Below are 17,754 nucleotides of genomic sequence, written 5' to 3'. Positions count from 1 at the left end.
GTTTTAATTGTTTTAGAGAGCGGGGATATCGCCCCTCTCCCATCCAGCTGTCGTTTCAGCCGCGAAATCCTCAAAACGGCCTTCTGCAATCGCTGCACGAATGCCCTGCATGAGATACTGGTAATAGGCCAGATTGTTCCAAGTCAGAAGCATGCCGCCAAGCGCTTCACCGGATTTGACCAGATGATGCAAATAAGCGCGGCTGTAATCACGCGTTGCCGGGCAGTTTGATTCTGGATCCAGTGGACGATGATCATCAGCATGGCGCGCATTGCGCAAATTCACCTTACCAAAGCGTGTGAACGCCAGACCATGACGACCGGCACGCGTTGGCATCACGCAATCAAACATGTCGATGCCACGAGCAACCGATTTCAGAATATCATCTGGCGTACCAACGCCCATCAGATAGCGTGGCTTTTCCACTGGCAGAATCGGGCAAACGACTTCCAGCATATCGAGCATGACGCTCTGCGGCTCACCAACGGCCAGACCACCAACCGAATACCCCTTGAGGTCCATGGCTTTCAGCGCTTCTGCCGAGCGTTCACGCAGACGCGCATTGTCACCGCCCTGCACGATGCCAAACATCGCCTTACCCGGCTGTGTTCCGAAGGCAACCTTGCAGCGTTCAGCCCAGCGCAACGACATTTCCATGGCGCGCTCGGTGTTCTTTTCAGGTGATGGCAGCGCCACGCACTCATCAAGCTGCATCTGAATATCACTATCCAGAAGCCCCTGAATTTCGATGGAACGCTCCGGCGTCATTTCATAAGGTTTGCCGTCGATATGCGAACGGAAAGTCACGCCTGTTTCATCGATCTTACGCAGTTGCGCGAGCGACATAACCTGAAAGCCGCCAGAATCTGTGAGGATCGGGCCTTTCCAGCCACCAAATTCATGCAAACCACCAAGACGCGCCACGCGTTCCGCACCCGGACGCAGCATCAGATGATAGGTGTTGCCGAGGATAATATCCGCGCCCAGATCCTTCACCTGATCCATATACATGGCTTTGACGGTTCCGGCTGTGCCAACCGGCATGAAGGCAGGCGTACGCACCACGCCGCGAGGCATGGAGATTTCGCCCTGACGGGCTGCGCCATCACGCGCAAGCACTTTGAATTCAAAATTTTCGCTGGTCATGCCGTGTCTCTAAATAATTTTGACTGAAAAGGAAACCGTTTCGGCTAACCTCGTTCGAGCAAGCTTGAATCGCCATAAGAATAGAAGCGATAGCCTGTCTCGATTGCGCGCTTGTAAGCTTCATGCATGGTTTCAAAACCACTGAAGGCTGACACCAGCATGAAAAGCGTCGAGCGCGGAAGATGGAAATTGGTCATCAGCAAATCAACCGCCCGGAACTTATAGCCCGGCGTGATGAAAATATCGGTCGGGCCTGCCCATGGTCGGATAATACCATCTTCACCGGCAGCACTCTCAATGAGGCGCAGCGAAGTTGTACCGACGCAAATCACGCGGCCACCGCGCGCATGAATGGCATTGAGCGCATCAGCGGCTTCTTGCGAAACATAGCCGATTTCTGAATGCATCTTGTGGTCTGTTGTATCATCGGCTTTGACCGGCAAAAAGGTGCCTGCCCCCACATGCAGCGTCACGAAATGCTCTTCGATGCCGCGTTCGCGGATTTTTGCGAGCAGTTCCGGCGTGAAGTGCAGACCAGCTGTTGGGGCCGCAACAGCACCCTCTTCGCGCGCATAGACGGTCTGATAATCGCTGCGGTCGCGCTCATCTTCCGCGCGTTTGGATGCAATATAAGGCGGCAAAGGAATATGGCCTACGGCGGCAATGGCTTCATCAAGAGCTGCGCCAGAAAGATCGAACACCAGCAGCACTTCGCCTGCATCGCCTTTTTCGGCAAGAGTTGCATCAAGCGTGCCCATAAAGCAGCTTGAACCAGAATGACCGAAACGGATGCGGTCGCCTTCCTTCACGCGCTTGGCAGGACGCAGAAATGCCTTCCAACGATCAGGGCCGGTGCGCATGTGAAGCGTCGCACTCACTTGAGAAATATTGCCTTCACGCTCTCGCATGCCTTCTAGCTGTGCGGGAATAACCTTTGTATCGTTGAAAACGAGCGCATCGCCCGGCTGCAACAGATCAGGCAGTTCAAACACCTGTCGATCTTCGAACGGCTGGCCGGGACGCACGCGCAACAGCTTGGCATGATCACGCGGCTCTGCTGGACGCAAAGCAATGCTCTCATCCGGCAAATCGAAATCGAAAAGATCAACACGCATTGTAAACCTCGTTAAAGCACTTCCACTTTCGGAAATGCATCAAAGCAAGAGCGGCCCCGGCAAAACCGGAGCCGCTATATTTCTATAGAAACGACAGAATTAAATGTCAGCAGCGATGCGTGCAGTGACGATCATGTCTGGATCGGTAACAGGTTCGCCGCGCTTAATCTGGTCAACATTTTCCATGCCTTCGATAACCTGACCCCAAACGGAGTACTGGCGATCGAGGAATGATGCATCGCCAAAGCAGATGAAGAACTGGGAGTTAGCCGAGTTCGGGTTCTGCGCACGCGCCATAGACGCTGTACCGCGCTTGTGCGAAACGTTCGAGAACTCAGCCTTCAGATCAGGCTTATCAGAACCGCCCATGCCAGCGCGCGAGCCGTTGAAATGTGCGCCGCCGGTTTTACCGAACTTTACGTCACCGGTTTGTGCCATGAAGCCGTCGATAACGCGGTGGAACACAACGCCGTCATAAGCGCCTTCACGTGCCAGTTCCTTGATGCGTTCAACATGGCCAGGAGCCAGTTCGTTAAAGAGTTCGATAACAACATTGCCCTTGGTGGTTTCAAGAACGAGTGTGTTTTCCGGGTCTTTATAAGCCATCGGGCCTCTCCTATTGAGCGTATCCGCAAAAGTTTAAATGATTTTTGGGACAGGGATACGCGTTGAATCTATTTTTACTTGGTGATCGTGGCTTTGACGATCTTGTCAGGGCTTTCAACCGAACCATTGTCAGATTCGCTACCCTTTTTGATCTTATCAACCACGTCCATTCCACTGACAACCTTGCCAACGACAGTGTACTGACCGTTCAGGAATGCACCATCATTGAACATAATGAAGAACTGCGAATTGGCCGAATCTGGTGATTGACTGCGCGCCATACCAACCGTACCGCGCACGAATGGTTCCTTAGAAAACTCAGCCGGAATGTTGGGCATGTCCGAACCGCCGGTTCCAACGCGCGATGCATTATAGCCCTTATCGACATTGCCGAACTTCACATCGCCGGTCTGCGCCATGAAGCCCGGAATCACGCGATGGAATGCAACGCCATCATAAGCGCCTTCTTTCACCAGCTTTTCAATCTGCGCAACATGCTTTGGCGCAAGGTTCGGTGCGAGCTCAATAGCAACATTTCCGTCTTTAAGCTGCAAATTGAGAGTATCAGCAGCAAAGGCTACACCCTGCGAAAGCGCAACAATGGTGGCTGCGGCGAAAGCCGAACGAATAAAGGACATAATCAAGAAACTCCCTGAATCAGGATTTGAATTTTGCTGCCAGAGCGGAAGCAACAGAGGCGGGAACGAAGGGCATTATATCGCCACCCATTGAGGCAATCTGGCGAACCAATGTGGCAGTAATTGTGCGCACAGCCGGATCGGCGGGCAGAAAGACGGTTTGCAATTCCGGCGCCATGGTTCCGTTCATGCCTGCCATCTGCATTTCATAGTCGAGATCAGTACCATCCCGCAGACCACGAACCATCAGCTTGGCGCCATGTTTGCGCGCGGCATCAATCACAAGCGCATCAAACGAAATTACCGAAACGCGCTTTGCATCCTTGCCCAGCAAAGCCTCCGCACTGGCATTGATAAGCGCGACGCGCTCGTCAAAGCTGAACAGCGGCTTTTTACCAGGATGAACGCCAATCGCGACAATAACCTTGTCGGCAAGGCGAAGCGCGCCTTTGAGCACATCCATATGGCCGTTTGTGACCGGGTCGAAAGAACCCGCATAAATCGCGATCGTCATTTCTTCCAGCTAGCCTTTTCTCATCAGATTTTCAACAACAACCACAATTGAAAGAAATCAGAAACCAAGAAAACAAATTGAATGAGCAATGAAACACGATTTCACACGGGATTCACAACCAGTTTACCAGCATGGGCGCAGGTTCGGTGCAACCTTTTTGCTTCTCAAGCGTATCTATAATGAAAGGATACAGCGATGATGATATTTCTTCTGGCATTATCCATGATGGTAGCAATGGCTGCATCGGCGATTATTCTGCTTCTGGAAGAGAATGAAGCAAAGCGTAACCGAGTTCGTCCCGCAGCATTCAGCTTGAGTACCATGCGTAAATTGCGTTCACATTAATTGCTTATTTTAAAGATCGTCAGTTCCCTCCAGTATTAGAGCGCCGTGCGCCCTTCAGGCGCACAAAGGTCGCTCTAACAACTGAAAATCTTGCATAATTTTATATTAAGCCGATATCGGCTTAAAAAATTATGCGGATACATCTCAAAAAGGCCGATGGCTTCCGCCACCGGCCTTTTCTATTGAAGGAATGTCCCTCATCGAGACTGTTTCTTATTCTTCGCCACCTGCTACAGGCGCTTCACCTTCCGAAGCTGAACCCTCAGCTTCCACAGCGCCATTCTCTTCATCGCTTTCGGTTTCCGAAATGCGCTCGACCGAAACGACCTTTTCGCCGTCAGCCGTATTGAAGATGGTAACGCCCTTGGTCGAACGTCCGGCAATGCGAATACCGCCGACCGGCACGCGGATCAGCTGACCTTTGTCGGAAACAAGCAAAATCTGATCGCTTGCTTCGACTGGGAACAGAGCTACCAGTTCGCCAATTTCGTCGGTCTTCGAGGTATCCGTTGCACGAATGCCCTTACCGCCACGACCCGAAACGCGGAACTCATAAGACGAAGAACGCTTGCCGTAACCATATTCACTAACGGTCAGAACGGTCTGCTCACGCGCTTTCAGTTCCTGATAGCGTTCATCATTGAGTTCAGCTTCGTTTTCGACGTCTTCGCCAACAACAACAATGTCATCCGCATCGTCGGCACCCTGCGCGCGACGCTCTGCAATCGAACGCTTGAGATAGGCTGCACGTTCAGGAGCATCCGCATCGACGTGATGCAGAATTGCCATCGAAATAACCTTGTCGCCATCCGCGAGGTTGATACCGCGCACACCAATCGAGTTACGACCAGCAAAGATGCGAACATCAGTGACAGGGAAGCGAATGCACTGGCCACCGGCGCAAGTCAGAAGCACGTCGTCGAATTCGGTACAGGTATCGACCGAGAGGATTTCATCGCCCTCGTCTTCCAGCTTCATCGCGATCTTGCCATTACGATTGACCTGAACGAAGTCCGACAGCTTGTTACGGCGCACCGTACCGCGCGTTGTCGAGAACATGACGTCGAGGTTTGCCCAGGATTCTTCATCCTCCGGCAATGGCATGATCGTGGTAATGCGCTCACCCTGCTGCAACGGCAGCATATTAATGAGTGCCTTGCCGCGCGACTGCGGATTACCGACTGGCAGACGCCAGACTTTTTCCTTGTAGACGATACCGCGTGAGGAGAAGAACAGCACCGGCGTATGCGTATTGGCAACAAACAGACGGGTTACGAAATCCTCGTCCTTCGTTGCCATGCCGGAGCGGCCCTTGCCGCCACGACGCTGCGCACGATAGGTCGCGAGCGGCACACGCTTGATGTAACCAGCATGGCTGACGGTGACGACCATGTCTTCGCGAGCGATGAGGTCTTCATCGTCCATTTCAGCGCCGCCAAGACCAAACTCGGTGCGGCGCGGCGTGGCGAACTCGTCGCGAACGGCAATCATCTCTTCTTTGACGATTGTCATCACGCGGATACGCGAGCCAAGAATGTCCAGATAATCGCGGATTTCTTCGCCGATTTTGTTCAGCTCATCCGCAACTTCATCACGACCAAGTGCAGTCAAACGCTGCAAGCGCAATTCAAGAATCGCACGTGCCTGCTCTTCAGACAGATTATAGGTATTGTCTGCATTGATCGCATGACGCGGATCATCGATCAGGCGAATAAGTGGCGCAACATCGGCTGCAGGCCAGCGACGTTCCATCAACTGTTCACGAGCCGTTGCCGGATCTGGCGCACGACGAATGAGAGCAATGATCTCGTCAATATTGGCAACGGCAATGGCCAAACCAACCAACACATGCGCGCGGTCGCGTGCTTTGTTGAGAAGGAACTTGGTGCGGCGCGTGACGACTTCCTCACGGAAGGCCACGAATGCGCGCAGCATATCGAGCAGAACCATCTGCTCTGGCTTGCCGCCATTCAGCGCTACCATGTTGCAACCGAACGAGGTCTGCAAAGGCGTGTAGCGATAAAGCTGGTTCAGCACGACATCGGCAACCGCATCGCGCTTAAGCTCGACCACGACGCGATAACCATCACGGTCAGATTCGTCGCGCAGATCAGAAATGCCTTCGATACGCTTGTCGCGCACCAGTTCAGCCATTTTCTCGATCATCGAGGCCTTATTCACCTGATAAGGAATCTCGGTGATAACAATGGCTTCACGGTCGCCGCGCATTGGCTCTATCGCCACGCGACCACGCATAATGACAGAACCACGACCCGTGCTATAAGCCGAGTTGATGCCTGCGCGTCCAAGGATGATGCCGCCGGTCGGGAAATCCGGACCGGGGATAATTTCCATGATTTCTTCCAGCTCAATGGCTGGATTTTCAATCAGCGCTACGCAACCGTCAATGACTTCACCAAGGTTGTGCGGAGGAATATTGGTGGCCATACCGACCGCAATACCGCCCGAACCATTGACGAGAAGATTTGGAAAGCGCGCAGGCAAAACCATTGGCTCGCGCTCGCGGCCATCATAGTTGTCTTGAAAATCAACCGTATCCTTATCGATATCCGACAGAAGGGATTCAGTGACTTTTTCCAGACGGCACTCGGTATAACGCATTGCCGCTGGCGGATCGCCATCGATGGAACCGAAATTCCCCTGCCCGTCGACGAGAGGGTCGCGCAACGAGAAGTCCTGCGCCATACGCACGAGGGCGTCATAAATAGATGCATCGCCATGCGGATGGTATTTACCCATCACTTCACCGATCACACCTGCCGATTTACGGTAGGGGCGATTGTAAGCGAGGTTCATCTCGTTCATGGCGTGGAGAATACGACGATGTACCGGCTTCAAGCCATCGCGCACATCAGGCAGCGCACGGCTAACGATAACGCTCATCGCGTAATCGAGATAGGAGCGCTGCATCTCCTCAATAATAGAGATCGGCTCGATACCTGTAGGGCCGCTCGGGCCGCCATTCATATCTTCGGAACCGGGTGGTGGCGTTAGATCTGACACTATTCAGATATCTTTCTCAACAGAATCGATAAAGTCACTTTATAGAACAAAACAGCACAAAACGCCAATTTAGCGACCATTTCGCGGGGCGAAATTCCATCGCCTTATCAATACCTTGAAAGATATTCACATAAACATCGCGCAATGATGTTGTGTGAGAGTACGCTTTGCGTCGACCATACGTCATTGATTGGCTACAATCCGTTTCACAAATCAAGCAAGAATTGCCAATAAAAGGGGCGCGATTAGCATGGGGTTCTACGATACGGTTTTTAGCGCCTTCGTCACCCTGCTCGTGACCATCGACCCGCCCGGTCTGGCTCCGCTATTTCTGGCACTCACACCCGGCATGGATCGCAGCCATCGTGGACAGGTTGCGCTGCGCGCATCCATCATCGGTTTCATTGTCATGGCGCTGTTTGCGATTGCTGGCGCACAGATTCTCGGCATGTTCGGTATCAGCATCGGTGCTTTCCGCGTCGCAGGTGGCCTGCTTCTCTTCTGGATCGCTTTCGAGATGATTTTCGAGAAACGAACAGAGCGCAAGGAAAAAAGCGCCGAGGTTGCCATTACCAAGGACCATATCCGTAATATAGCCGCCTTCCCGCTGGCAATTCCACTGATCGCAGGTCCGGGAGCTATTTCGGCTATCGTACTGACATCGGACTCCTTTGATGGCATCGGTCCCCGTGCCGCCCTTCTCGGCGTCATAGCCGTCTGTTTGCTGATTACCTATGTCGTGTTGCTGCTTGCAGAACGCGTCGACCGGTTTCTTGGCGAAACAGGTCGTTCCATTCTGACCCGTCTTCTCGGTGTCATCCTTGCGGCACTTGCAGTTCAGTTCGTAGCAGACGGTGTAAGGTCGCTGATTAGTGGCTAGGCCGTAAAAGCACTCAGTTCGTTATTAAATATATCACGAACGGGCTGAGAAAAGGCAAACTACTTTGCAAAGAGTACTATTTAAACAATTGACCTAACTATATTTTTTCAATTTTTTTAGAAAAATATCCGTAGAAGTGGCGACGTCTCCAGAATTATCAATGATGAAAACATCTTCAGCACCATCATCAAAATAGACTTCACGGGAAAGCCGTCTGATAATTTCTTCCCGGCTCTCGCGACCGCGCGCAGCCAATCGCTCTGCCAATACCTCTGGCTTTGCGGAAATGACGACTATAGACCGCGAGACATAAAGGCTGCGTATTTCACCCAGCACGCGGCGCGAAACATTGGCAATTACGACCGAACCTTTTGCAATTTCCTCGTTTAGCGATTTTGGCAGACCATAGCTTAACCCATGTGCCTGCCAATGCAGAGCAAAAGCACCATCGCTGGTGGCCCTTGCAAAAGCATCTTCAGTCAGGCTGTCATGATCTTCCGTTCCGGGCATTTGTGGACGAGTGATTATGCGGCGAACGAAATGAAATCGATGATCATCAGCGAGTGCGGCACGCGCGACGTCCATGATTGTATCTTTGCCGGCGCCGCTGGGGCCAACAACCGCCACAAAGCAACCTTTCGGCACCAAACTCCGACTAACATCACTCATATCTGCACTCAATGCATTTCAAAACGATGTACCAAAAGGGACGCAGCAGATGAGCCACTTCGCCATCGGCTCCTCATGCTTCATACGTTCGCTCACTCGCATGAACTTCATAAGCTTTGCGGATATGAAGATCAACGAACAGATATATGAATTATATGTCTCAGACCCGTAAAAGTCAGCTTTTTCAAAAAACGTACATTTGGATAACAGGCACGAAGCAACGAAAGTGAACGCGTTTCAATTCAATAGAATATGAGCACTTTTGAAAACAAAAGCGCTTTAAAGCTCAAGCAGCTAGCCGAAAATAGAGCGATAAATTGACATATTAAAATCTATAAAAAGTCAATTAAAACAAATAATTATTTCTAAGTATAAATTATTCAATTTAACTAAAAAAGCGGGCGCTTAATGCGCCCGCTTTTTTTCATCAAAATGGAATTTCGTCGTCGAGATCGCGGGAGAAACCGCCGCCACCACCGCCGCCCTGACTGGATGGGCCAGACGAACCAAAATCATTACCGCCGCCGGAGTAATCTGACATCTGGTTGCGATTTCCACCGCCGCCGCCGCCAAAGGAGCGACCTTCACCGCCGCCTTCACCACGGCTATCGAGCATCTGAAGTTCACCACGGAACTTCTGCAACACGATTTCGGTGCTGTAGCGGTCGTTGCCGTTCTGATCCTGCCATTTGCGTGTTTGAAGCGCGCCTTCGATATAAACCTTAGACCCCTTCTTCAGGTACTGTTCGGCAACCTTGGCGAGATTTTCATTGAAAATGACAACGCTGTGCCATTCGGTGCGATCCTTGCGTTCTCCGCTCTGACGGTCACGCCAGCTTTCCGAGGTGGCAATACGCAGATTGGCAATCTGGTCACCCGAATTGAGGCGACGAATTTCAGGATCGGCACCAAGATTGCCGACCAGAATGACTTTGTTGACGCTACCAGCCATCGAAAACTTACTCCGGGTCTCGCAAGCACAGCCTAACTTACAGTTTCATCCGAATTGGATCGGACTAATCTGGCAAGACGTGCTTTCCACAATAAAGATCAGGCGCAAATATGCGCCATCACATAAAACTCTGAACACACACTACAACAGTCATTCTCGAAGCGCGCTGATTGCAGAGGTTATTTTAAGAATGTTCCACAGATGATTATGTTCTTGTTTTGTTCAAAATGCAATCAATATTCGTAAATTATGAGCGCGTTGACGCATTTAAAAGTGATATTCCAAGGCTATATAGCACTCTTATGATTTGATACGTGATCGCAAAGTTAAGCCCTGCCGCTCACTGTTTCTTAGGCGCGCAGGGCTTGGATTTGAGCAATGCTCTTATATCGACAATGCTTCGCCGATAAATGTTTTCGGAAACCTACTGCATAAAAGCGGAAGATCTCCGCGCATATTCCAGATTGTCTGCAATCAACTAACACGAACAATTATGCGTTGATCCCAAAAGACAATGCAGAATGACGTGAAGTGATTGTGCTTTCACAACTTTGAAAGCGGGGCAACTTAGTCAGGTGGACTCATGCTCCATTTCCTCCTGTTGCATTGACTCGCCTATCTGGACCTCTTGTCGATATCAAGTAACCATCCCGATATCTCTCCATCCAGCGAGTAATCACAGTCTGCGCCTGTCAGGAGTAACAGTCAACGCTCTTGCGTTCACATTTCGTATCGCATATCAGAGGTCTAGTTGTTCGATCTTTGTTCTGGTGATATTTAAGCTGTAAATGATCGGACGCCCCTTTCCTTGGAAGGGGTCCATACACATATTATGGAGCGGCGTGACATTAAGCTCGACGCCCAACACTCCATGACAGGACCAAACAGGCAGGACGCGGAATGAGCGATCAGAAATTCATTTCCATACGTGGCGCGCGTGAACACAATCTGAAAAATGTTGACCTTGATCTGCCACGCGACAAGCTGATCGTAATGACCGGCCTTTCAGGTTCCGGTAAATCATCGCTGGCATTTGATACAATTTATGCAGAGGGCCAGCGTCGCTACGTCGAAAGCCTTTCGGCCTATGCCCGCCAGTTTCTGGAAATGATGCAAAAGCCGGATGTGGATCAGATTGATGGTCTTTCCCCTGCTATTTCCATTGAGCAGAAGACAACGAGCCGCAATCCGCGCTCGACCGTCGGTACTGTGACCGAAATCTACGATTATATGCGCCTGCTTTTCGCACGCGTGGGTGTGCCTTATTCACCTGCGACGGGCCTGCCGATTGAAAGCCAGACCGTCAGCCAGATGGTTGATCGCATTCTGGCATTTGAAGAAGGCACCCGTCTTTATATTCTGGCACCGATCGTTCGTGGTCGTAAGGGCGAATATAAAAAGGAACTGGCAGAACTTCAGAAGAAGGGTTTTCAACGCGTGAAGGTCGATGGCACCTTCTACGAAATCGCTGATGTCCCTGCCCTCGACAAAAAATACAAGCACGACATTGATGTGGTCGTGGACCGTGTTGTGGTGCGTGGTGATCTTGCCACCCGTTTGGCTGACAGTCTTGAAACCTGTCTCAAACTGGCCGAAGGCCTGGCAATTGCCGAATTTGCCGACAAGCCTTTGCCAGCAGAAGAAACAGCATCTGGGGGGGCAGCGAATAAATCGGCGAATGAAACGCATGAACGCGTGATGTTCTCGGAAAAATTTGCCTGTCCTGTTTCGGGTTTTACGATTCCTGAAATCGAGCCGCGTTTGTTCTCGTTCAACAATCCTTTCGGTGCCTGCCCCACCTGTGATGGCCTCGGCACACAACAGGCAATCGATCCCAATCTAATCATTCCCGATGCATCTGTCTCACTCAAAGACGGTGCGGTCGCGCCATGGGCACGTTCGTCTTCTCCTTATTATAATCAGACACTCGAAGCGCTCGGAAAAGCCTATGGCTTTAAGGTAAGCGCTAAGTGGGCAGATCTTTCAGATGAATCCCAGCAAGCCATTCTTCACGGCACAAAGGGCAAGGAAATTGCCTTTAATTATGATGATGGCTTACGCGCTTATCAGACCACCAAGGCATTTGAAGGCGTTATTCCAAACCTCGAACGCCGCTGGAAAGAAACTGATTCAGCCTGGTCGCGCGAAGAAATTGAACGCTTCATGTCGTCAACGCCCTGCCCGGCATGCCGCGGCTATCGTTTGAAGCCTGAAGCACTGGCCGTCAAAGTTGGCATGAAACATATCGGTGAAATCACCGGTATGTCGATCCGCAATGCCGACCAATGGTTCCGCGATGTCGATAGTACATTCAACGAAAAGCAACGCGAAATTGCAGCTCGTATTCTCAAGGAAATTCGTGAGCGTCTGGACTTCCTCAATGATGTCGGTCTCGACTACCTGACGCTCGCGCGTAATTCCGGCACGCTTTCAGGTGGTGAAAGCCAGCGTATTCGCCTCGCTTCGCAGATCGGTTCCGGGCTGACCGGCGTCCTTTACGTGCTGGACGAGCCATCGATCGGCTTGCATCAGCGCGACAATGCTCGCCTTCTGGATACGCTGCGTCATCTGCGCGATCTCGGTAATACAGTCATCGTAGTTGAGCACGATGAAGATGCAATCCTTACGGCTGACTATGTAGTCGACATTGGTCCTGCAGCGGGCATTCATGGCGGTCATATTATCGCGCAAGGCTCACCGGATGACGTGATGTCGAACGCAAACTCGCTGACCGGCAAATATCTATCAGGTGCTCTTGAAGTTGCCGTTCCTGCCGAGCGTCGCGAAATCTCCAAGGCAAAGCGCATCAAAGTTGTGGGCGCGCGCGGCAACAATCTGAAAAATGTTTCGGCGGATATTCCGCTTGGCACATTTACAGCCGTTACCGGTGTATCGGGTGGCGGCAAGTCCACCTTCCTGATCGAAACACTGTTCAAGGCAGCATCGCGCCGCATCATGGGCTCCCGCGAGCATCCTGCGGAGCATGACCGTATCGACGGCCTCGAGTTTCTCGACAAAGTGATCGACATTGACCAATCACCAATTGGCCGCACCCCGCGCTCCAATCCGGCAACCTATACCGGCGCTTTTACGCCGATCCGCGACTGGTTCGCAGGTCTGCCGGAAGCCAAGGCACGCGGTTATCAGGCTGGACGTTTCTCGTTCAACGTGAAAGGTGGTCGCTGTGAAGCTTGTCAGGGCGATGGCGTCATCAAGATCGAAATGCACTTCCTGCCAGATGTTTATGTGACTTGCGATGTCTGCCACGGCAAACGCTACAACCGCGAAACACTTGAAGTGCATTTTAAAGGCAAATCTATTGCCGACGTACTGGATATGACAGTCGAAGAAGGTGCGGAATTCTTCACAGCCGTTCCCGCTGTACGTGACAAGCTCGAAACGCTTGTCAAAGTCGGTCTTGGCTATGTGAAAGTCGGCCAGCAAGCTACAACGCTTTCAGGCGGCGAAGCGCAACGCGTGAAGCTCGCCAAGGAACTGTCGCGTAAAGCCACAGGCCGCACGCTCTATATTCTTGATGAACCAACCACAGGCCTGCATTTCCATGACGTCGCAAAGCTTCTCGAAGTGCTACACGAACTGGTCGAGCAGGGAAATACGGTTGTAGTGATCGAGCATAATCTCGAAGTCATCAAGACTGCTGACTGGGTAATCGATCTTGGCCCTGAAGGCGGTGATGGCGGCGGAGAAATCGTTGCTGTTGGTCGTCCTGAAGATATCGCCAAGGAAAAACGCTCCTATACAGGCCAGTTCCTCAAGGAACTGCTTGAACGCCGTCCAAGACGTAAAGCAGAAGCTGCTGAATAATTATAAAGCCGGGCAATGCCCGGCTTTTTTATTCAACAAAACCAACAACCGGTCCATATCCACCATGCCATGAAATATCATTGCGACCCATGGCAGGATTATAAAATCCGGCACCGCCTCCACCATCAAAAAATATTGCATTCGGACATTTCAACTCGTTGCGGAAAAGCATTGCGAAGTCATAGAAATTCACAGCGTCTTCGCTGATCGCAAATTGGATCGATTTATCAGAACAAACACCAACGCCACTTCTACGAGTGCGGTCTGTTGATCCTTTAATCAGAATGGGATTGAGCTTGTTATTAATAACCAGCATTGGCCCAGATTGGGTTGCAAAGCTCGGTCGGAGTTTAAGCTTCAAGAACTTGTCAGCCGAGACAATACCCGCGTTGTTATTGTCAAAATAGAAAATGCCATTCGGCTTTTTATAAAAATTGGGAATCGGACCCGTGATGCGCTGAGGCGCTTTTGTATCGGCAGGTACAAGTTCCTGCCCATTCTCGACATATAGGCCCATTGGCGTAAAATCGACCTGATACATACCGGCATTCAAGGCAAATGATAATTTTTTGCCGTCTCCATCTACTGAATCCGCTACTCTTGAGAAATTGCGATACGGCTCACCATCTGCGTTCTTCCAGAATAGCTGCAGATTCTCTTTGTTCTTCACCGTGCAAACAATGAATTTCGTATCCTGAAAAATCTGCTGTTCACATGCCTCAGCTCGTGCTGGCGGCGTTGTAAAATAAAGACCGGTAAAGCCTAAAGCTGCGAGTGCGATCATCAATTTACACGAGCGCAAAGCAAACCTCTCCCAAAAAAAATAAAAAAGCCCGGCTAGACCGGGCCTTCTTGTAGCACTGTCCGCGACTATCGCGACAGTTATAGCACCAACCCACAAATCGAAAATCGATTTTAGAAAGCATGATGCTCAAGCCAGAAGTCAAAGCGTGCCTCGTGCGCCAACTGTGACACACAGCGCTCTGACAATTAGCCGTTTACGGCATCCTTGAGGCCCTTACCAGCCGAGAACTTCGGCACGTTGCGGGCTGGAATTGCAACTTCTGCGCCAGTCGACGGGTTACGGCCTGTCGAAGCTGCACGATGCGATACGGAGAAAACACCAAAGCCTGGCAGACGTACTTCTTCGCCAGCCTGAAGTGCACCGGTGACAGCTGCGAGTACTGCGTCAACTGCAGTTCCTGCGTCGGCCTTTGTCAAACCGCCCTTTTCCGCAACTGCGGCGACCAATTCGTTCTTGTTCATAGGCATTTCCTTTCTTTATCTACCGGCGCGATTTACGCGAACGGATTGCGTGCAGTTTATTCAAATTGATTGACAAACCAAGCCTGTCAACACGAAAAAAGCCCAGAAAACCGGGGTTAAACACAGAAATGCCGGGCTTTTGGCCCGGCATTGTCAGCTTATTAGCACCCAGCGATGATCAATGGGCCGTCGAGACGCCCGCATCGTCGTCGACCTTAGTCGACGCGACAGGTGTTTCAGGCTCTGTCCATTCAATCGGTTGTGGCTCACGAACCAGTGCATGTCTCAGGACTTCACCGACGCGCGACACTGGAACGATCTCAAGATTGTTCTTCACATTGTCCGGAATATCCGCCAGATCCTTGGCGTTTTCTTCTGGGATCAGAACTTTCTTGATGCCGCCACGCAATGCAGCAAGCAGCTTTTCCTTAAGACCACCGATAGGCAGAACACGGCCACGCAGCGTCACTTCACCAGTCATTGCAACGTCCTTACGAACCGGAATACCGGTCATAACAGAAACGATTGCCGTAACCATAGCGATACCAGCCGACGGACCATCCTTTGGCGTCGCACCTTCCGGTACGTGCACGTGGATGTCGCGCTTATCGAACAACGGAGGTTCAATGCCGAAATCAACCGCACGCGAGCGAACATAAGATGCCGCCGCAGAAATCGATTCCTTCATCACATCACGGAGGTTACCCGTAACAGTCATGCGGCCCTTGCCGGGCATCATGACGCCTTCGATGGTCAGCAGCTCGCCGCCCACTTCAGTCCACGCAAGACCTGTGACAACACCGACCTGATCTTCACCGTCGATCTGACCAAAACGATAACGCTCAACGCCAAGATAATCGGAGAGGTTTTTATCGGTGATCTTCACCGACTTCTTCTTCGCCTTCAAAATCTCGGTTACGGCCTTACGTGCCAGTGTCATCATTTCACGTTCGAGGCTACGAACACCGGCTTCACGTGTGTAAAGACGGATGACGTTGCGCAGCGCATCGTCTGTGACCGAAAACTCTTTCGGCTGCAAAGCATGGTCCTTGATCGCCTTTGGCAGCAAATGCCGCTTGGCAATCTCGAGCTTTTCATCTTCGGTGTAGCCAGCAATACGAATAACTTCCATGCGATCCAGAAGCGGACCCGGAATGTTCAGCGTATTAGCAGTCGTCACGAACATGACGTTCGACAGATCATATTCAACCTCAAGGTAATGATCCATGAAGGTCGAGTTCTGTTCTGGATCCAACACTTCAAGCATTGCCGACGATGGATCGCCACGGAAGTCCTGACCCATCTTGTCGATTTCATCGAGCAGGAAGAGCGGGTTGGACTTCTTTGCCTTCTTCATCGACTGGATGACCTTACCGGGCATCGAGCCAATATAAGTGCGGCGGTGACCGCGGATTTCAGCCTCGTCACGCACGCCGCCGAGCGACATACGGACATATTCACGGCCGGTAGCCTTGGCAATCGAACGGGCAAGCGAGGTCTTACCAACGCCGGGAGGTCCAACGAGGCAAAGGATCGGGCCTTTAATCTTGGTCGAGCGAGCCTGCACTGCGAGATACTCGACAATGCGTTCCTTAACCTTGTCGAGGCCGAAATGCTCATCATCAAGCACCTCCTCGGCAAAGTTCAGATCCTGCTTGACCTTAGACTTCTTGCCCCAAGGAATTGAAAGCAGCCAGTCGAGATAATTGCGGACGACCGTCGCTTCTGCCGACATTGGGCTCATGCTGCGCAGCTTTTTCAGCTCAGCCTGTGCCTTTTCGCGTGCTTCCTTAGAAAGCTTGGTCTTGTTGATGCGTTCTTCAAGTTCAGCCGTTTCGTCACGACCGTCCTCTCCATCACCAAGCTCCTTCTGGATCGCCTTCATCTGCTCGTTGAGGTAATATTCGCGCTGCGTCTTTTCCATCTGGCGCTTGACGCGGCCACGGATGCGCTTTTCTACCTGCAAAACAGAAATCTCGGATTCCATGAAGGCAAGCGCCTTCTCAAGACGCTCACGCACCGAGAGAATCGACAGCATTTCCTGCTTTTCAGGAATCTTGATCGCGAGATGCGAAGCAACCGTATCAGCAAGCTTGGAATAGTCTTCGATCTGGGTGGCTGCACCAACCACTTCCGGCGAAATCTTCTTGTTCAGCTTGACGTAGTTTTCGAAGTCAGAGACCACAGAGCGAGCAAGCGCTTCGACTTCAACGGCATCTTCTTCAGGTTCGGGAAGAACCGTAGCAAATGCTTCGTGATAATCTTCGCGATCGGTAAACTTGGAAACCTTGGCGCGCGCAGTGCCTTCGACGAGAACCTTTACGGTGCCATCTGGCAGCTTGAGAAGCTGTAGCACATTTGCGATCGTGCCGATTTCATAAATCGCATCAGGTGCCGGATCATCGTCTGCTGCATTCTTCTGCGTTGCGAGCAGAATCTGCTTATCAACACCCATCACTTCTTCAAGTGCTTTGATCGACTTTTCACGTCCAACAAACAGCGGAACGATCATATGGGGGAAGACTACAATATCGCGCAACGGCAGAACGGCATACAGCCCGTCTTCGCCACCCGCTTCCGTCTTCTGTTCAATATCCGTCATGTCAGTCCTTTCTCAGGTCATTCGACCCGACTGCCAAAGGTTGTGGCCCCTTTCATGATGAGGCAGTCCACAACCAATGCTTCGGTCCATAATTGGAGTGTCGAACTCCTAAATTCAAGCTGCTTTAATGGCAGCATTCATAGAATCGTCATCTATCCTGCGCCGTCACAGA

The 17,754-nt window shown here is 51.4% G+C and carries 14 protein-coding genes; 3 read left to right on the top strand and 11 right to left on the bottom strand.

What is annotated here, in order from left to right; all coding sequences use genetic code 11:
- Positions 1 to 12: 12 nt before the first annotated feature.
- The 5 genes from tgt to coaD form a co-directional block, all read right to left on the bottom strand.
- The gene (gene tgt / locus J2782_RS02960) at positions 13 to 1,146 is read right to left on the bottom strand and encodes a tRNA guanosine(34) transglycosylase Tgt (RefSeq protein ID WP_310010060.1); all 1,134 of its coding nucleotides are present in this window, start codon (positions 1,144 to 1,146) and stop codon (positions 13 to 15) included.
- A gap of 44 nt (positions 1,147 to 1,190) precedes the next feature.
- The gene (gene queA / locus J2782_RS02955; RefSeq protein WP_310010059.1) at positions 1,191 to 2,261 is read right to left on the bottom strand and encodes a tRNA preQ1(34) S-adenosylmethionine ribosyltransferase-isomerase QueA; all 1,071 of its coding nucleotides are present in this window, start codon (positions 2,259 to 2,261) and stop codon (positions 1,191 to 1,193) included.
- Positions 2,262 to 2,360: 99 nt separating this feature from the next.
- A complete protein-coding gene (locus tag J2782_RS02950; RefSeq protein ID WP_250039827.1) occupies positions 2,361 to 2,867 on the bottom strand; it encodes a peptidylprolyl isomerase in 507 nt (168 codons plus the stop codon).
- 74 nt (positions 2,868 to 2,941) lie between these two features.
- On the bottom strand, positions 2,942 to 3,505 hold the full coding sequence (locus tag J2782_RS02945; RefSeq protein ID WP_310010058.1) for a peptidylprolyl isomerase: 564 nt from the start codon (positions 3,503 to 3,505) through the stop codon (positions 2,942 to 2,944).
- Between the two features lie 19 nt (positions 3,506 to 3,524).
- Positions 3,525 to 4,019 (bottom strand): pantetheine-phosphate adenylyltransferase, encoded by a 495-nt coding sequence (coaD, locus tag J2782_RS02940; RefSeq protein ID WP_310010057.1) that lies wholly within the window; start codon positions 4,017 to 4,019, stop codon positions 3,525 to 3,527.
- 195 nt (positions 4,020 to 4,214) lie between these two features.
- Between coaD and J2782_RS02935 the strand changes: the two genes are divergently transcribed.
- Entirely contained in the window at positions 4,215 to 4,364 is a 150-nt protein-coding gene (locus J2782_RS02935; protein ID WP_250039823.1) for a hypothetical protein, read from the top strand.
- A gap of 213 nt (positions 4,365 to 4,577) precedes the next feature.
- Here J2782_RS02935 and gyrA read toward each other — a convergent pair whose 3' ends face one another.
- Positions 4,578 to 7,352, bottom strand: a complete 2,775-nt coding sequence (gyrA, locus tag J2782_RS02930) for a DNA gyrase subunit A (protein ID WP_310011047.1) — start codon at positions 7,350 to 7,352, stop codon at positions 4,578 to 4,580.
- Positions 7,353 to 7,638: 286 nt separating this feature from the next.
- Between gyrA and J2782_RS02925 the strand changes: the two genes are divergently transcribed.
- On the top strand, positions 7,639 to 8,268 hold the full coding sequence (locus J2782_RS02925; protein ID WP_310010056.1) for a MarC family protein: 630 nt from the start codon (positions 7,639 to 7,641) through the stop codon (positions 8,266 to 8,268).
- A 93-nt stretch (positions 8,269 to 8,361) separates the two neighbouring features.
- On the opposite strand, the gene phnN is transcribed toward J2782_RS02925, so the two are convergent.
- Positions 8,362 to 8,937, bottom strand: coding sequence for a phosphonate metabolism protein/1,5-bisphosphokinase (PRPP-forming) PhnN (gene phnN / locus J2782_RS02920; RefSeq protein WP_310010054.1), 576 nt, complete (start codon positions 8,935 to 8,937; stop codon positions 8,362 to 8,364).
- 427 nt (positions 8,938 to 9,364) lie between these two features.
- Positions 9,365 to 9,889, bottom strand: a complete 525-nt coding sequence (gene ssb / locus J2782_RS02915) for a single-stranded DNA-binding protein (RefSeq protein ID WP_310010053.1) — start codon at positions 9,887 to 9,889, stop codon at positions 9,365 to 9,367.
- A 900-nt stretch (positions 9,890 to 10,789) separates the two neighbouring features.
- Here ssb and uvrA point away from each other — a divergent pair.
- Complete coding sequence (gene uvrA / locus J2782_RS02910) at positions 10,790 to 13,714, top strand: excinuclease ABC subunit UvrA (RefSeq protein ID WP_310010052.1); 2,925 nt, start codon at positions 10,790 to 10,792, stop codon at positions 13,712 to 13,714.
- A 28-nt stretch (positions 13,715 to 13,742) separates the two neighbouring features.
- Here uvrA and J2782_RS02905 read toward each other — a convergent pair whose 3' ends face one another.
- The 3 genes from J2782_RS02905 to lon all read right to left on the bottom strand — a co-directional run bounded on the left by J2782_RS02905 (position 13,743) and on the right by lon (position 17,582).
- Entirely contained in the window at positions 13,743 to 14,516 is a 774-nt protein-coding gene (locus J2782_RS02905) for a phosphodiester glycosidase family protein (RefSeq protein WP_404989603.1), read from the bottom strand.
- Between the two features lie 188 nt (positions 14,517 to 14,704).
- Positions 14,705 to 14,980 carry an HU family DNA-binding protein gene (locus J2782_RS02900; protein WP_250039808.1) on the bottom strand — a complete coding sequence of 92 codons (276 nt, stop codon included), beginning with the start codon at positions 14,978 to 14,980 and terminating at the stop codon, positions 14,705 to 14,707.
- 178 nt (positions 14,981 to 15,158) lie between these two features.
- Complete coding sequence (lon, locus tag J2782_RS02895) at positions 15,159 to 17,582, bottom strand: endopeptidase La (protein WP_310010050.1); 2,424 nt, start codon at positions 17,580 to 17,582, stop codon at positions 15,159 to 15,161.
- Positions 17,583 to 17,754 lie beyond the last annotated feature (172 nt).

Origin of the sequence: Brucella pseudogrignonensis, from assembly GCF_031454375.1 — a bacterium.
In the GTDB taxonomy this organism is placed as follows: domain Bacteria; phylum Pseudomonadota; class Alphaproteobacteria; order Rhizobiales; family Rhizobiaceae; genus Brucella; species Brucella pseudogrignonensis_A.
The sequence above is the reverse complement of the archived record's forward strand: the minus strand, read 5'-3'. Positions and strand labels throughout refer to the sequence as shown.

Excerpts from the sequence above, each read along its gene's own strand:
- tgt (WP_310010060.1), bottom strand. The coding sequence starts at position 1,146 with ATGACCAGCGAAAATTTTGAATTCAAAGTGCTTGCGCGTGATGGCGCA.
- queA (WP_310010059.1), bottom strand. The coding sequence starts at position 2,261 with ATGCGTGTTGATCTTTTCGATTTCGATTTGCCGGATGAGAGCATTGCT.
- J2782_RS02950 (WP_250039827.1), bottom strand. The coding sequence starts at position 2,867 with ATGGCTTATAAAGACCCGGAAAACACACTCGTTCTTGAAACCACCAAG.
- J2782_RS02945 (WP_310010058.1), bottom strand. The coding sequence starts at position 3,505 with ATGTCCTTTATTCGTTCGGCTTTCGCCGCAGCCACCATTGTTGCGCTT.
- coaD (WP_310010057.1), bottom strand. The coding sequence starts at position 4,019 with ATGACGATCGCGATTTATGCGGGTTCTTTCGACCCGGTCACAAACGGC.
- J2782_RS02935 (WP_250039823.1), top strand. The coding sequence starts at position 4,215 with ATGATGATATTTCTTCTGGCATTATCCATGATGGTAGCAATGGCTGCA.
- gyrA (WP_310011047.1), bottom strand. The coding sequence starts at position 7,352 with ATGAATGGCGGCCCGAGCGGCCCTACAGGTATCGAGCCGATCTCTATT.
- J2782_RS02925 (WP_310010056.1), top strand. The coding sequence starts at position 7,639 with ATGGGGTTCTACGATACGGTTTTTAGCGCCTTCGTCACCCTGCTCGTG.
- phnN (WP_310010054.1), bottom strand. The coding sequence starts at position 8,937 with ATGAGTGATGTTAGTCGGAGTTTGGTGCCGAAAGGTTGCTTTGTGGCG.
- ssb (WP_310010053.1), bottom strand. The coding sequence starts at position 9,889 with ATGGCTGGTAGCGTCAACAAAGTCATTCTGGTCGGCAATCTTGGTGCC.
- uvrA (WP_310010052.1), top strand. The coding sequence starts at position 10,790 with ATGAGCGATCAGAAATTCATTTCCATACGTGGCGCGCGTGAACACAAT.
- J2782_RS02900 (WP_250039808.1), bottom strand. The coding sequence starts at position 14,980 with ATGAACAAGAACGAATTGGTCGCCGCAGTTGCGGAAAAGGGCGGTTTG.
- lon (WP_310010050.1), bottom strand. The coding sequence starts at position 17,582 with ATGACGGATATTGAACAGAAGACGGAAGCGGGTGGCGAAGACGGGCTG.